Source organism: Mesorhizobium sp. M0664 (genome assembly GCF_040320565.1).
In the GTDB taxonomy this organism is placed as follows: Bacteria; Pseudomonadota; Alphaproteobacteria; order Rhizobiales; family Rhizobiaceae; genus Mesorhizobium.
In genome coordinates, this window is the sequence record NZ_JAMYPW010000080.1 from 1 (window position 1) to 15,321 (window position 15,321).

The 15,321-nt window shown below is 58.8% G+C and carries 5 protein-coding genes; all 5 read left to right on the forward strand.

Annotated elements, in window-relative coordinates:
• Positions 1–766 precede the first annotated feature (766 nt).
• The 5 genes from NKI39_RS33310 (at position 767) to NKI39_RS33330 (ending at position 14,587) form a co-directional block, all read left to right on the forward strand.
• Positions 767–4,141, forward strand: a complete 3,375-nt coding sequence (locus NKI39_RS33310) for a TM0106 family RecB-like putative nuclease (protein ID WP_352837276.1) — start codon at positions 767–769, stop codon at positions 4,139–4,141.
• 322 nt (positions 4,142–4,463) lie between these two features.
• Positions 4,464–6,329, forward strand: a complete 1,866-nt coding sequence (locus NKI39_RS33315) for an AAA family ATPase (protein ID WP_352837279.1) — start codon at positions 4,464–4,466, stop codon at positions 6,327–6,329.
• Positions 6,326–6,985, forward strand: a complete 660-nt coding sequence (locus NKI39_RS33320; protein WP_352837282.1) for a 4Fe-4S single cluster domain-containing protein — start codon at positions 6,326–6,328, stop codon at positions 6,983–6,985. The genes NKI39_RS33315 and NKI39_RS33320 overlap by 4 nt, the downstream gene beginning before the upstream one ends.
• A gap of 94 nt (positions 6,986–7,079) precedes the next feature.
• Positions 7,080–13,232, forward strand: a complete 6,153-nt coding sequence (locus NKI39_RS33325; protein ID WP_352837285.1) for an AAA domain-containing protein — start codon at positions 7,080–7,082, stop codon at positions 13,230–13,232.
• Positions 13,229–14,587, forward strand: coding sequence for a hypothetical protein (locus tag NKI39_RS33330; RefSeq protein WP_352837287.1), 1,359 nt, complete (start codon positions 13,229–13,231; stop codon positions 14,585–14,587). Before NKI39_RS33325 ends, NKI39_RS33330 begins: the two co-directional genes overlap by 4 nt.
• The last annotated feature ends 734 nt before the right edge of the window (positions 14,588–15,321 follow it).

The window sequence follows — 15,321 nt, forward strand, 5'->3', positions numbered from 1 at the left end:
CTCGTTGCGACGATCGAACCCGGCGAATGCAAGAACTACTTCGCAAACGCCGGATACGCTTCCGTCAAAACGTGAAAGACTCTAGCGCTACTGTGGTGCGGAATTCAGGCATCTGACTTTCAGGTGATCGGTCGCGGCGTCGTCTTCGAAATCACGCCAGTCGAGGCGCTGCTTCCGCGCGGTGCCTTGGAAATCTGGCACAGCGCTGCAAGCACCAATCCAATTTCTTGAGTTCGTTAGTGATCGTGGTGCTGGCAGCGCAATACGCTGACTTCCCGCGTACAGGGCGTATTCCACTGCCTCGGAGTGCTGATGCTTGTTTTACGAAAATAGAAGCCATTTCGTCGCCGACTTCGGCACGAAATATGTGCGAGGTTATGTGCGATCTTCAGCCGTCGATCTGCTCCATCACGCACGGTTGGCAGACTAGGACGTCGGCGGGCCCGATCCTCCGGACTATCGTGTCGTCATCCGGCTGAGAGAGAAGCTGCGGAATGGCTGCAATGGGGTCGGACGCGGACACTTCACAGCTAAATCAACAAACGGCAATTTTCCGAGTCTCCGCCCTTCAATGCTGCCGTTCCGCTCGCGGCCCACTCAGTTCATTTGACAAGACCCCTGGAGTGAGTCTGAAACGGCTTCGCGCAGCGAACGACGGCGGGCAAAGGGATTTCGGGCGATGACGGCGCTCATATCACCCGAATTGCGGGACTATCACTAATCTGCGTAGACTTTGTTTATGCTGAGAATCGGCTCCGAGTTACAGTTGAGCGCCACCGACCTGGTGGGCCACTTGAACTGCCTCCACCTGACGGCGCTTGACCTTCAGGTGGCGAACAGCGCGCTTGAGAAGCCGAAGATCTGGGATCCGCTGCTCGAGATCCTGCAGCAGCGCGGCGCCGTGCATGAGGCGGCCTATGTCGATCACCTGCGTGCGTCCGGCTTTGCGGTCACGGTCATCGAGGGCAAGGGCATCGATGACGGCTCAGTGGCCAGCACGATCGAGGCGATGCGCGCCGGCGCGCAGATCGTCGTGCAGGCGGCGTTGCGCGCGCCGCCCTTCACGGGCCGGGCCGACATCCTTCTGCGCGTCGAGACGCCAAGCGATCTCGGCGCCTGGTCCTATGAAGTCATCGACACCAAGCTCGCCCGCGAAACCAAGGGCGGGACGGTGCTGCAGCTCTGCCTTTATTCTGACCTCGTCGGACTGGTGCAGGGCCTAGTCCCAGAATACGCCTACGTTGTCGCGCCCCTTACCGGCTTCGAGCCGGAGGCCTTTCGGGTCAGCGACTATGCCGCCTACTACCGCAATGTCCGGGAACGCTTCGTCGCGTCCTTGAACGGAAACGGCGGCACTTATCCGGAGCCGGTCGCTCATTGCGATATCTGCCGCTGGCGCGGCCGATGCGACGACCAGCGCCACCAGGACGATCACCTCTCGCTGGTGGCCGGGATCACGGCCGTGCAGCGCGGCGAATTCGCCGGCCACAACGTCGCCACCATGACCGCGCTGGCCGAACTCCCCCTTCCGCTGCCGTGGAAGCCGGAGCGCGGCGCCGCTTCGTCCTACAATCGCATCCGGGAGCAGGCCCGGATCCAGGTCGCGGGGCGCGCGGCTGGGAAGTTGCTCCATGAAGCGCTGCCGATTGAACCGGGCTTTGGTCTGTGCCGCCTGCCGGAGCCGGACGACGGCGACATCTTCTTCGATCTCGAAGGCGACCCCTTCGTCGGCGAAGGCGGCCTCGAATATCTCTTCGGCTATGCCTTCAAAGACGCGGAAGGCGCGCTCACCTACGTGGCCGACTGGTGTTTCACGCCGGCCGAGGAAAAGGCAGCCTTTGAGCGCTTCGTCGATTTCGTGATCGAGCGGCGAGCGCACCATCCCGCCATGCACATCTATCACTATGCGGCCTATGAGGTGGGCGCGCTCAAACGCCTGATGGGGCGGTACGCCACGCGCGAGGAAGAAATCGACATGCTGCTGCGCGGGCAGGTTCTGGTGGACCTCTACGCGGTGGTCCGCCACGCCATCCGCGCCAGCATCGAGAGCTATTCCATCAAGAAGCTGGAGCCGCTCTACGAGTTCGTACGCGCGGTGTCGCTGCCCGATGCCAACCACTCCTTGAGCAGGGTCCAGGCCCGCCTAGAGCTTGGGGATGCAGGCGGCATCAATGCCGATGATCGGGCCGTCGTGGCGGGCTACAACCAGGATGATTGTGTCTCGACGGAGCGGCTTCGGGACTGGCTGGAGGGCCTGCGGACTCACGCGGTCGCCTCAGGCGTGGAGATCCCCCGGCCGGCTCCGCCTGGAGAGGACGCTCCCCCGGGTATTACAGCCTGGCAGGCGCGGATCGATGCAGTCGTGGCCGTGCTGACTGATGGCATTCCGGTGGACGCTGCGGAGCGCAGCGCCGAGCAGCAGGCGCTCTACGTCCTGGCGAACGTGCTCGACTGGCATCGCCGGGAAGAGAAGGCGATCTGGTGGGAATATTTCCGGCTGACCGCGCTGTCCGCGGACGAGCTGGAGGACGAGCGGGCAGGCATCGCCGGCCTCGAATTCGTGGATGTCGTGGGCGGAACCGTCAAGGCCCCTATCCACCGCTATCAATTTCCCCCGCAGGACGCGGAGTTTCGCGGCGGCGAGGATTTGCGCAGCGTTGGCGGCGAGCGCTTCGGCAAAGTCGAGGCCGTCGACCTGGAACATCGCTTCATCGACATCAAGAAGCGGGGCGACACTGCCAGTTTTCACCCTGAAGCGATCTTCGCCCATACGTATATCGACACGGCTGTCCTGGCCGAGTCCCTGGTGCAGATCGGCAAGTACGTGGCCGATCATGGCATCGGCGGTCCCGGTGCCTACAAGGCGGCGCGCGATTTGCTGGTGCTGCGGCCGCCAGATGCCGGCGGCGCTGCGCTGCGCCTGCCGGGCGAGAGCGCGGTCGATGCGGCCTGCCGCCTCGTCCCGGCCTTGCAGGGCGTGCTCGCCATCCAAGGACCGCCTGGCGCGGGCAAGACCCATACCGGCGCCTACGCTATCCTTGCGCTGGTCAGGGCTGGCCTTCGCGTCGGGGTGACCGCCAACAGCCACAAGGTCATTCGCAACCTGCTCGCGAAGGCGGCCGAAGAAGCAGCGAAGGAAGACTTCGACCTGCAGTGCCTGCACAAGATCACGGATGCGGAAGACAATGTCCCGCACCTCACCTTCACCACGAAGAACCCCGAGGCACTCGGCGCCTTTGCAAGCGGCTATCACGTCCTCGGCGGCACGGGGTTCCTGTGGGCCCGGCCCGATGCGGCCGGCCTCGTCGACGTGCTGTTCGTGGATGAGGCCGCGCAGATGTCGCTCGCCAACGTGCTTGCCATATCACCGGCCTCAGCCAGCCTTGTCCTGCTTGGCGATCCACAGCAGCTCGAGCAGCCGATGCAGGGCTCGCACCCGGAGGGTACGGACGTCTCGGCTCTCGATCACCTTCTCGGCGGACGGCAGACCATCGCCGAGGACGAGGGCCTATTCCTCGATCAGACCTGGCGCATCCATCCCGACATCTGCCGTTTCACCTCCGAGCTGTTTTACGAAAGCCGCCTCCTTCCCCGTCCCGGTCTCGAGAACCAGGCCATCCTTATGGACGGCCCGCTTGGCGGGACCGGCCTGCGCTATGTTGCAGTGCAGCACAGTGGGAACCAGAATTCCAGCCCGGAGGAGGCCGACCGCATCCGCGATATTGTGAGCGGGATCCTCGCTTCGGGCGCATTCTGGCGCGATCGCGAGGGCAACGAGGCATCGCTCACCCTGAGCGACATTCTGATTATCGCGCCCTACAACGCGCAGGTCTTTGAAATCCAGGCACGCCTCCCCGGCGCAAGGGTCGGGACGGTTGACAAGTTCCAGGGACAGGAAGCGCCCATCGTGATCTATTCCATCACGACGTCCAGTCATGCCGACGCTCCGCGGGGCATGGAGTTCCTCTACAGCGCGAACCGTCTCAATGTGGCCACCTCCCGCGCCAAGGCACTATGCATTCTCGTGGCCAATCCTGACGTGTTCGAGCCGGAATGTCGGACGCCGCGCCAGATGAAGCTAGCCAATGGCTTCTGCCACTATCTCGAAATGGCTAGCGCCGTTGGTTCTAGTTTCTCGTAGCCCGGCTTTGGAGCACAACAAAAACGCGTTGTATCTGCTCGGGGTTCGGCCCATGAAATAACAGATCGGACGCAGCAATTGATCGTTTGCTGATCGAAGCATGGCGCCCCCGACCTTTGCTAATTTTCAATTTCGGCAGTCTCGCCCTTGGAAATAGCAATTGCGATATCGCCGCCTTAGCATTTACGTTTCGTAAGCATGGGCGCAAAGGAAACTTGGCTCGGGACCCACTTTCTCCTACCCTGGTTTTCTAAAAGTCGCATAAGGTTTCCCGGTCCAACTCGAATTCAATCGTGGGCGGGCATCTTTCTGCAAGGGCGTCATGGAAGACGCCAGCCTTGGGGGGCGCGTGAACAGTTCTTCCTATTCTAAGCCCCGTTGGCTTAGAGATCTGACCCGATTTTTGTCGCTGAAAAGCCAGTTCGTGCTTACAGGCAACATCAGGGACTTGCAGGCGTCGGAAGTCGAGGCAGGTTCAATCGCCGCTGTCCCTCTTTTGCATTGTCTGGAACGAGAACTGAAGGGTAGCGGCTACGAGCAAGTCATCTCGTTCCTGCCATTCTCCGGATTCAGCCTTCCAAACGGGGGAACGGGCGATGAGCTGCAGGCCGCGATGGCGAAGGCGGGCCTGGGCTCGGAGAACCCTTCGGGAGCTGGAATTGAAGTACTCGCGGCCGTGATTGACGGGTTTGTTAGGTCCAAGGAAAAGCCAACCGCACTGATAGTTGATTTTGCATCGCGATTGGTGAACCGCAGTGATGTGCTTTCGCCAGCCGAGCACATGTTATTCTCACGCGCGCAAGTCGCGTCCCACACAGCATCAACGCGGCCCGCTGGCGAAGCCCGAAAACCGTTTTTCAACACAGTCATCTGGTTGGCAGATCGTGAGGCGGACCTCCCAGACTTTCTGACCGTAGGCAACCCGAGAATCCGTCATATCGTGATTTCGCCGCCTGACGGGATGACCCGTAAGGCTCTCGCTGGCACGTTCCTCCAGAGCCTGCTGGGCGCACGAGAGGCGTCATCAAACGAACTCGAAATTGCTGTCGATATGTTTGTAAGTCTTACGGACGGCCTGCTGCTGATGGACATGAGCGCCATAACCCAATTGAGCAGGAATGAAGGCCTGCGGGTGTCCGAGATCGGTGATGCCGTAAGGAGATACAAGGTCGGGGTAACCGAGGACCCGTGGCGTCGCCTTGATCGAAAGAAGATCGCGGGGGCCGACGAGTTTATTGCCTCTCGCCTAAAAGGTCAGCATCACGCTGTTGTCCACATGCTCGACATTATCAAGCGAGCCGTTACAGGCGTTGGGCGTACAGGCTCGGGCAACCGACCACGCGGTGTTGCTTTCCTTGCTGGCCCTACCGGGGTGGGAAAAACCGAGCTCGCAAAAACTGTGACAAGTCTGCTTTTTGGAGACGAATCTGCGTACATCCGCTTCGACATGTCAGAGTTCAGTGCCGAGCACGCGGACCAGCGGCTAATCGGCGCGCCGCCTGGCTATGTAGGCTATGACGTCGGCGGAGAGCTGACGAACGCCATCCGTGAGAAGCCGTTCAGTGTCGTGCTTTTCGACGAGATTGAGAAAGCTCATCCGCGAATTCTCGATAAGTTCCTTCAGATTCTCGACGATGGCGTCCTGACCTCAGGTCGCGGCGATCGCGTCTACTTCTCAGAGGCAGTCATTCTGTTCACGTCCAACCTGGGAATTTACAAGACTGATGTAGCGGGACAGAGGGTCGCCAGCGTCCAACTCGACGAGCCGTATGAGAGTGTTGCAACGAAGGTTCGCGACGAGATCGAACGACATTTTAAGCTGGTCTTAAACCGGCCGGAAATCTTAAACCGCATCGGCGAAAACATCATTGTATTCGACTTCATCCGACGCCCCGTCGCGGAGCAGATTTTTGACCGAATTGTTTCCGTACTTCTCGAGAACTCTAAGTCATTGGGATACTCCCTCTCCATAAGTGAGAACGCCTACTCGGCGCTTCGCGAGCTTTGTCTACACGACCTGACAAACGGCGGCCGCGGCATCAGAAACATGGTCGAGGCCCACTTGGCGAACCCTCTTTCTCGCGCTCTCTTTGACGCGGACGTAGCCGGCGGCTCGTTCGAGATCACCGAGATAACGCACGGAGCCGTTACGTCGGTAAAGTTGAGCGAGAGCAGCAGACTGACATGACAACGCCCCTTGCTCTATCGCGGCTCCATTTCCCGGTCACAACACTAGGGCCAGGATCTCGGATCGGCATCTGGTTTCAGGGGTGCACCATCCGTTGCGCCGGCTGCATCTCAGCCGACACCTGGGCTCAGAAAAGGGGCGTGACGACTGTCGAGCAGGCTGTGGATGCAGTCACGCGATGGATTCCAAAAGCAAGCGGCATCACCATTTCGGGAGGAGAACCTTTCGACCAGCCTGACGCATTGGCAACTCTGCTGCGGGCAATACGACAGGCATCGCGATTGGATGTTCTGGTCTATTCAGGATACCCCCTCGAGGCTCTTGAGCGCCACCTTCGTAACATGGATGGACTGATCGACGCTCTCATCTCCGACCCCTATGATATCGGCTCTACCCAAACACTCGCCTTGAGGGGTAGCGACAACCAGCGGCTCCATCTCTTGACAGAATTCGGGAAGGCACGCCTTGCCTCCTTTGAACGGCCAATCCGGCCGGACGAAAGAAAGCTCGATATGATGGTCGATCCATCCGGCGAGATCTGGATGGCGGGCATTCCTGGCAAGGAAGATCTAAATCGCCTCGCCCGCCTGATGGCCGCCCAAGGGCACCGCATCGAAACGAGCCAAGACCGATCGAATAGAGCAAGCAATGATTAGATTTTGCCCCAACTGCAACACTGAGCGTCCGTTGAGCGAAATCTTCTGCCAGGGGCAACTGCCAGATGGGGCTACGTGCAACTGGGATCTTTCGTTGGCACCGATCCGCGAACGCGGCCACGGCCAAGATACTGCGCCGTCCTCGCCAAATGAGAAGTCAGTTTTGAGGCGCTGTCCGAACGGCCACGAGGTCTCGGAAGGCGATCTAATTTGCATAGTTTGCGGCGCCGAAGTCGGCGAGGCTGACGCAGAGCGATCGTCCTTCGGAGACTCCGCGATCCCAGATGCAGGACCAATTTCGGTTCATGTACCCACGGAGATCGCGGGCTGGACGATCGAACGACGACTGCCGTCGTCGAGTGCAGTATGCGAACGGTTCGTCGTCTCGCACGGCAACAACGAGCGAACAGGTGTCTTGTCCTTATTTGCTGACGGCTCTGAGCCCGACGTTTCGGTGTACGACGCTCTCAGAACAATGCCCCACGACCACCTTCCTGAGATTTTTGAGGTGGGTCGGTGGGAAGACCGGTCCTATGAGATCAGCGAGGACATCAAAGGCGGAACTCTGGAGGAGGCGAGGCCTGACGGGCGAAACCTGGAAGCTGTCCGGAGTGTCGTCTATGAGATCGGCAAAGCACTCGGGTCATTCTCTCAATCCGGGTTAAGACATCGCGATCTCAGGGCAGCCAACATCTTGGTGAGGAGCGCCGATCCGCTGGATCTTGTGGTGACAGGCTTCGGCTCGGCGAGGCTCTCTGACTACGATCTTGACGTGGTCGCCCCTCTTGAGACCACTCGCTACATGGCTCCAGAAACCATCGCCGGCGGCGTAGCAGCTGCCTCCGACTGGTGGAGCCTCGGTATAATCGTACTTGAGATAGTTACGGACGGCGATTGCTTCCAAGGCGTCAACGAACAGGCGTTCCTAATCCACGTGCTGACTAACGGGGTTGAAATTCCCGAGGACATTGATCCGAGCGTAAGTCAGCTACTGCACGGGCTGCTTGCTCGGGATCACCGTACCAGATGGCAGTGGCAAGAAGTTCGAGCCTGGCTTGAGGGCAAGCATGTCGAATTACCTCCTGAGGCCGAGCGTGGCGTAGACCCGGAAGGCCATGCCGGGATCAACCTTGGCGGCAAGAGTTTTAGGAAAGCCTCCGGTTATGCCCTGGCCGCGGCACAACCCGCGAATTGGGACGAAGCACGAAATCAAGCTGCACGTGGAGTGATCGCCGCGTGGGCTGAAGACGCTGGCCTCGATCCCTCCATGCAGTCCGCGATCCGACGTCTCGGTCACGTCGAGGGACTTTCTGAAGATCTTAGGCTGGCAATGGCGCTCAAGGTGCTTCACCCGGCGATGCCGCTTGTTGTCAAAGGCAACATCGTCACGCCCGGTTGGCTTCTCGACCATCCCCAGGAGGGAACGGAACTCATCTTCGGCCCGGCTACCGAATTTTTAGGGCGCCTTGGTGCAGAAGAATGGCTTCGGCGTTTAAGGCTGCGGGGCGAATCGGTTCGGTCAAAGGCACAGCAATTCAGCATCGCTCTCGACGAGGAAGAGCTCCAGATCCATCTCCTGTCCACGTCAAAGGCGAGACTGGGTGCCCTGTTGGAAGACCGGCGGCGAATGCTTCCCGATACAGAGCATTCCGGCCTTGTTTCTCTAATAGAGAGGCGCCAAACGACGGAGGAGGATTTAATTCTCCTTTTGTCCGCCGAAGTATCACAGTTCAGGTCGGTCGACGAGATTGTGGACCGGGCTCAAGAAGAAGCACGTCGAGCGGGCGTGCCACCAGTTGAGGGCGGCGACCTTCGTCAATTGCTGGGCAATTCCCGACGCGACCTGCACAAGATGATAGACGAACGTCTCGAAGGGTTCGCCAGATGCGGGATCGAGCGCGTCGACGAATGGGCGGACCGCTTCCGCCTCGACCGCCGAATAGCAATTGAGAGGGCGATCGTGCTGCTCTCGGTTCCCTCGCAAGACTGGAAGGAACCGCCAAAGCAGGCTTACGTCGCCACGCTGCTCGACTATTTCTCGAAGAAGGTGACCGGCAGCATTCTGCGAGGGCCACTGACGCGAATGGTTATCGGGAAGACGACGCCACGAGTGGACATCGTCGAACTCGGAACCGAGAGAAGGCCGGCGGCAGCCCTACTAGATCATCTGCTGGCCAGAACCGAGAGAGCCGAGGAACTGGATCCGGCGGCCTTCGCGGTGTCAGAGACCCTTGAGCGGAGACTCCGCTCGCTGCATTCCCATGCGACGCTCTACAAGCGAGACACTGGGATAGACGGGCTTTATCTTGGCTTTCCGTTTTTGCTTTATCGCGATGATCGGACCAAGACGAAGATAGCGCCAATCCTCTTGTGGCCGGTCAAGGTCATGCCGGAGGTCGGTAATCGCGGGCATGCATCGGTTGTCTTCGACCGCGACCGAGAGGAGGTTCGCCTCAATCCCGCTTTCGAGGGGATGATCGGCATAGATGCTGCGCGCCGTTGGCAAGACGCCGCCAAGGATCTCCTCGGTCGAGCTACCCTGACGGCCGCCGACGTCGTTGATGGTTTTGGCAACCTCGCTGATCCCACAGGCAGAACGCTGGACCGACTGCCGAATAAGGATGCACAAACGGATTTCGGCAGACCGCTGATCTCCTGCTCTGCGGTTTTTTTCCACCTTGCCTACATGGGGCAGGCGATAGCTGAAGATCTGCGACAGCTGAAGAGTAAGGATTTAAGTGGCAGTGGACTGGAAACGGCTCTGAAGGTCACTGAAACGGAACCCAATCTGGCGTCCCGGGCTACCATTCCTGAAGTGGATAGGTATTTCACTGTTGACAGTGATCCCTCACAGGAGGCGGCAGTTCTGGAAGCCCGTAATGCTCCTGGCCTGCTGATCGAAGGGCCGCCCGGAACGGGGAAAAGCCAAACGATTGTTAACATGGTCGCGGATGCGATCGGCAGAAAGAAGAGCCTGCTGGTCATCTGCCAGAAGCAGGCTGCCCTTGAGGTCGTAAAGAAGAGGCTCGTGGCCGAGGGGCTAGATGGCCGCCTTGTTATGGTCACGGACATGAACGGCGACCGAGAGCCGATGCTCAAGGCAATCCGAGACCAGCTAGAAGGCCGGCGCGGTGCATTTTCCGGCCAGGCGTGGCGTCGCGATCGCCAGAGCTTGGCTCAACGCATTGAATCCGTCGAAGGTGAGCTCGACAAGCATCACTTGGCGCTGCACGCAGAGGATGAGCAAACTGGACTCACCTACCGCGCCATCCTCGGAGAGCTGATAAAAATAGAGCGGGGACACGCCCCGTTGAATATCCCTGCGCTGCGTAGGTTTCTCTCAGCCCTGGTGCCGGCGGAGGTTTCTGCGCTCGAAGAGACGTGCGGGCCACATGTGCGTTACTGGCTACCCGCTGACTTCGAAGACAATCCCCTTGCAGTGCTCAAGATCTTCAACCCTGATCCGGCGAATGTTGAGGCGTTCAAAGAAGATCTGATTGCGTTCATACGGAGTGAGACAGAGCGTATCAGTGTTCTCGCTCGCACCGGCAATGCGTCCCCAATGGCAGAGCCAGAGCCCTACCGAAGCTGGCACGCGGCGCACGACGCGGAATTTCTCGGGCTCACAGAAGAACGGCGGAGCGAACTCGTTCGGTGGTATAACCTTTTCAGCCGGAATTCGGACGGGTTGAGCCCAGCTTTGCAGCTCGTTAAGCGGCTCGAGCAACTGGCCGAAAAATTTGTGGCGATCGGAGGGCCGCCCCCACCGGTTGGATATGGCAAACGGGCAGTCGCTTTTTCCGATGCAGAGCTCTCGGGTTCGATCGACCTTGCCACTTCCGTTACCGCGGAGCCGTCTTCGCTGGGCCGATTAAATCCGTTCCGCTGGATACGAGCTAGAAAGCTACGAGCGCTTCTCACGGATTTCGGGCTAAACTCCGACGAGCCGCGCATATTCCTCGAGGCAAGTCTTTGGGAGCGCAGCCTCAGACCGATTAGGCGAGAACTTGTGTCTGCGCTCGGCGAGATCCAAGAGCAAGCTACCGTACTATCGGAACTGGATCCTACTCATCTCGCTAGGTTAGCGACCGGTCGAGCGTTGTCCGTTTCCAAAGGGCAGGAACTTGCGGATATGGCCGTGGCGTATCCGGAGCCGGCCAGGATGGAAGCCACTCTCAAGGCGGGAACGTTGTCCGCCTTCGAGGGTCTAAGGGATAGCATCGAGCAGGCATTCGAACGATGCGAAGCGAAGCAATTCAGCCGAGCAGCCGTTAGTAATCTGGCGCAGTGGTTTGAAGAGAAATGGATCGCACACTGCGACCACGCAGTCGAAGTCGATCAAGCGAATGCCGCTGCCATCGAGCCGATCGTGCGGACATTGCTGAAATTGGAGCCCTATCAACGGTTCAGACTGCGCCTCAGTGCATTGTCGTCAGAGGCGCTTGAAATCTTCCGGCTGCTGAGGCCGAAGTCGCACGAGCTAGCGGCGATACCTCCTGAACGACTTGAGGACGAGACGCGTCGGATCATTAGGCGGGAGGCGCTTCTGGTCTGGAAGTCACGCCTCGAAGCGGCCTATCCGGTACTCTTGTACGAGGCAGCGGAACTGAAGAGCAAGGTCCGGTCTCTCTTTGAGGCGGAGCAGTCGATGCGCCGCGCAAACCGACAGATGCTGACCAACGGCATAGACTTCACCAAGGTCGCATCTGACCGGGAATGGGAGCCGATCACAAGATTGCGGGGGCAAAGGGCTCAACGACTTCGCGAGTTCATGGAGAAGGGTCCGGACCTAGGCTTAATGGAACTCCGGCCGGTCTGGCTGATGAACCCGGACGTGGCGAGCCGCGTCTTGCCGCTTCGCAGGGGATTGTTCGATATCGTCATCTATGACGAAGCCTCGCAGATGCCAGTTGAGTATGCACTTCCGACACTGTTTCGCGGGCAAGTGATTATTGTCAGCGGCGACGAGAAGCAGATGCCCCCGACCGCCTTCTTCTCCAGCAAAGTTGAGAATGACGAAGCCGACGTCTTCGATGGCGACGAGCCAGAGGAAAATGCCACTGAAGCTGAGCGGGAAAGCTATGAGGAGACATGGAACCGACGAGAGATCAAAGACTGTCCTGACTTGCTTCAACTCGCCAAGGCAGTGCTGCCGACTACCACTCTACAGATCCATTATCGGTCCGAATACCGCGAACTCATAGGCTTCTCGAACGCATCCTTCTATGCAAATCGGCTCAACGTTCCAGTTAGGCATCCAGACGAAGAGATACGCAGAGCCCGCCCAATCGAGGTCGTCAAAGTCGTCGGCGTTTATCAGGACCAGACCAATAAAATCGAAGCCCAGAAAGTCGTCGAAGTCGTCGCAGCAATCTGGAAATCTGGCGAACGACTTCCGACCATCGGTGTTGTCACGTTCAACCGAAAACAGGCCGACCTGATCGAGGAAATGCTGGACGATGCCGCCGACAATGATGAATGGTTTCGTGCCATTCTGGCTAAGGAACGAGATCGGATTGAGAAGGGTGAGGACGTAAGCTTCTTCGTAAAGAACGTGGAAAACGTTCAAGGCGACGAACGCGACTACATAATCTTTTCGTCAACCTTCGGACGGAATGCGCAAGGTAGCTTCCGTAGAAACTTCGGTGTGCTCGGGCAGAAGGGTGGGGAGCGTCGGCTGAACGTAGCTGTGACGCGGGCCAAATCTAAGATAATCATGGTGACTTCGATGCCAATTGCCGAGATATCGGACATGTTGGCGAGCCGAAGGCGTCCCTCCATTCCCCGTGACTATCTCCAAGGCTACATGGAGTACGCAACCGCGGTGTCGAGCGGCGAGTTCGAAGCTGGGCGAACACTGCTTGGGCGCATGGTCACAGAAAGAAGTGGTAACCAGAACGAAGACGAAGGTGACTTCGACGGGTTCGCAAAGTCCGTTTTTGACTACGTGTCCAGCCTGGGCGTCACAGCTCACGCCGTGAACGATGGAAGCGCCTTCGGCATAGACATCGCTATCGAGAACCCTCGAACCGGGCTCTATGGCATCGGCATCGAGTGCGACGCCCCACGGCACCGAATTCTTGCAAGCGCTCGTGCAAGGGAGATTTGGCGCCCATCCGTTCTGCGTCGAGCAATCCCACAAGTCTATCGCGTGTCTTCCCACGGGTGGTATCACACCGGTGACGAAGAGCGGCTACGGCTTAAGGCAGCTATTGAAAGTGCATTGTACAGGGAGGCGGCGGAATGAGCGGCCCGAAGGTGGTGCGAATTGTTACTCGTGAGGAACTGGTTGCAATCTGCGAAGGCCAGATCGCTGCTTTTGAGGCAATGGTTGGTTCTTGGGAACGTTTCGGTGAGAGGAATCGATGCGTCGACCAGCAAGACATCGAACAGACCCGTGATCGGGTGAGGGCGATGCGAGCCCTGCTCGCCGGCGACAATTTTGCGGAAGTCCAGAAGCGCGTTCCCGCTGAAATATCGTTCCTCAAATCTGACATGGACCGGCGCATGAATGCAGCCGCCGACGCGGCAGCTGTAACGAGGAAGCGTGCTCATCAACTCAGGCGCTCAGCAGAAACCCTCGCGAGATCATTGCGCGACAAAGGCCTGCCGGTGCCTGAGGAGCTTTCAAATCCGTCTCGGCACTCGGACGAGGCTGTTCGAAAAGCCATCAGCGCTGCATTTTCCGAATTGGCCCCTGCAAGCTCCGATGGGGGCATATCCGACCGACAGCGAGCAATTGCTGTTTCACTCGGAGTTGGAGAAGAACGTACGAGCCTTGCCGCCTGGCTTGAAGGGCAAAGCGCGGATTTTGTGGACGACCCTCTCGTCGCTGCACTCGACCGGAGATTAGACGAACTGCGTATTTTCGATCCGGAAGCAGCTACGTCGTTCGCTGCACGCTTAGACGCGGTCGCTGCAGAAAGTGGCACTCGGCGCGGCCTGTTGGCCGACAGCCTCACCATAGATCTGTCGGCTGCGCGGCGCGAAGCCGTTCATAGGATTGACATCAAGAGCCAGCTCGAGGGAGTTCGGGCGGAATTCGCTTCAATTGAAGGTCAGCTCGCGGACAATCTCATTCTAGAAGTTGAGCAAGCGCTTGCTCCAAGGGTAACCATCGATAGATTGCAGACTGCGTTGGACGAAGCGAAGTTAGCCCTTGAAGCCATCAGGAATGAGCAAGCGATGGCTCTCCGAAGGCACGCGATGTTGGAGGGGTTAGCCGAGCTCGGATACGAAGTTCGGCAAGGCATGGAGACAGCTTGGGTAGAGCACGGTCGCGTCGTACTGCGAAGCTCGAAGTCGCCTGACTATGGCGTCGAGCTGGGAGGAAATCCTGAAAGCCTGCTCCAGATCAGAACCGTTGCATTCGATGACCCACATGGGGTGAAGGATGCAACACGCGACGTGAAAGCTGAAGCGGAGTTTTGCACTGACTTCCAAGCTCTGCAGACGCTGTTGACGGCAAGTGGGGGCGATCTCTCCATAGTCAAAGCGTTGGGGGTTGGCGCGACGCCGGTAAAGACCGTTCCTGCCATGGAATCTGCTTCGCAATCGGCATTGTTAACTAGCACCCACAATTCGCGGGTTACGAAAAACTGACTTCCTGGAAACATGCCTGCGGACGAATAATGCATTTCCGCGCAAGGCAATGCTGGATAATCGCAGTGGACTTCTGGCCCGACCCGGCATTGCAATGGCGGCGGCTGGACGGTTTGCGCGCGATTTCGGTCATTGACGTAATCTCTGCCGCGGCCTCAGAGCTGACATCTCGCGCGATATCGCTGGCAATCATATTTTCTGGCGAACGACAGCGAACCAAATGGAGGACGGATGCCCAAGGTCAAAGGTCAGAACGCTCTCAACAAGGAGCGCGCCAAAACAGAGAAGCTACTCAAAAAGTGGAATACACGGCCTTGAAGGAGACCGGGGTGGAATCCAAGCGACCCGACCTCCCAAACCTAAAGATCGAAAAGCGAGGGAAGTAGCGCGGCCACTCGCGTACTGCTCCCCCCGCAAAACTATGGAAGCAGTGCGATGGCGGCGGCTACGGCGTAGCAGTCGAGATAGCGTCACCGGCCATGGACTTTGGGCGACATCAGCTTGGACAATCACCAAGGTCGCTTTCGACGGGAAGGAAGAAGCGACGCCGTTCGCACGCGGTCAGTTCGCGTGGAACAGTTTGCTTCGCGAAATCGATGGTAAGCGCGAATTTCCCCGCACCTTTTGCTGTTGAGTGCTCTGATGCATGAGGTGTCCACCAAAATAGGTGGACACCTTGTGATGGAAGAAGATGAGCAGAAACTGCGGGTGAGGCTTGTCGGTCGGGACGGGCG

Coding starts and splice junctions, on each gene's coding strand:
- NKI39_RS33315 (WP_352837279.1), top strand. CDS start 4,464: ATGGAAGACGCCAGCCTTGGGGGGCGCGTGAACAGTTCTTCCTATTCT.
- NKI39_RS33320 (WP_352837282.1), top strand. CDS start 6,326: ATGACAACGCCCCTTGCTCTATCGCGGCTCCATTTCCCGGTCACAACA.
- NKI39_RS33330 (WP_352837287.1), top strand. CDS start 13,229: ATGAGCGGCCCGAAGGTGGTGCGAATTGTTACTCGTGAGGAACTGGTT.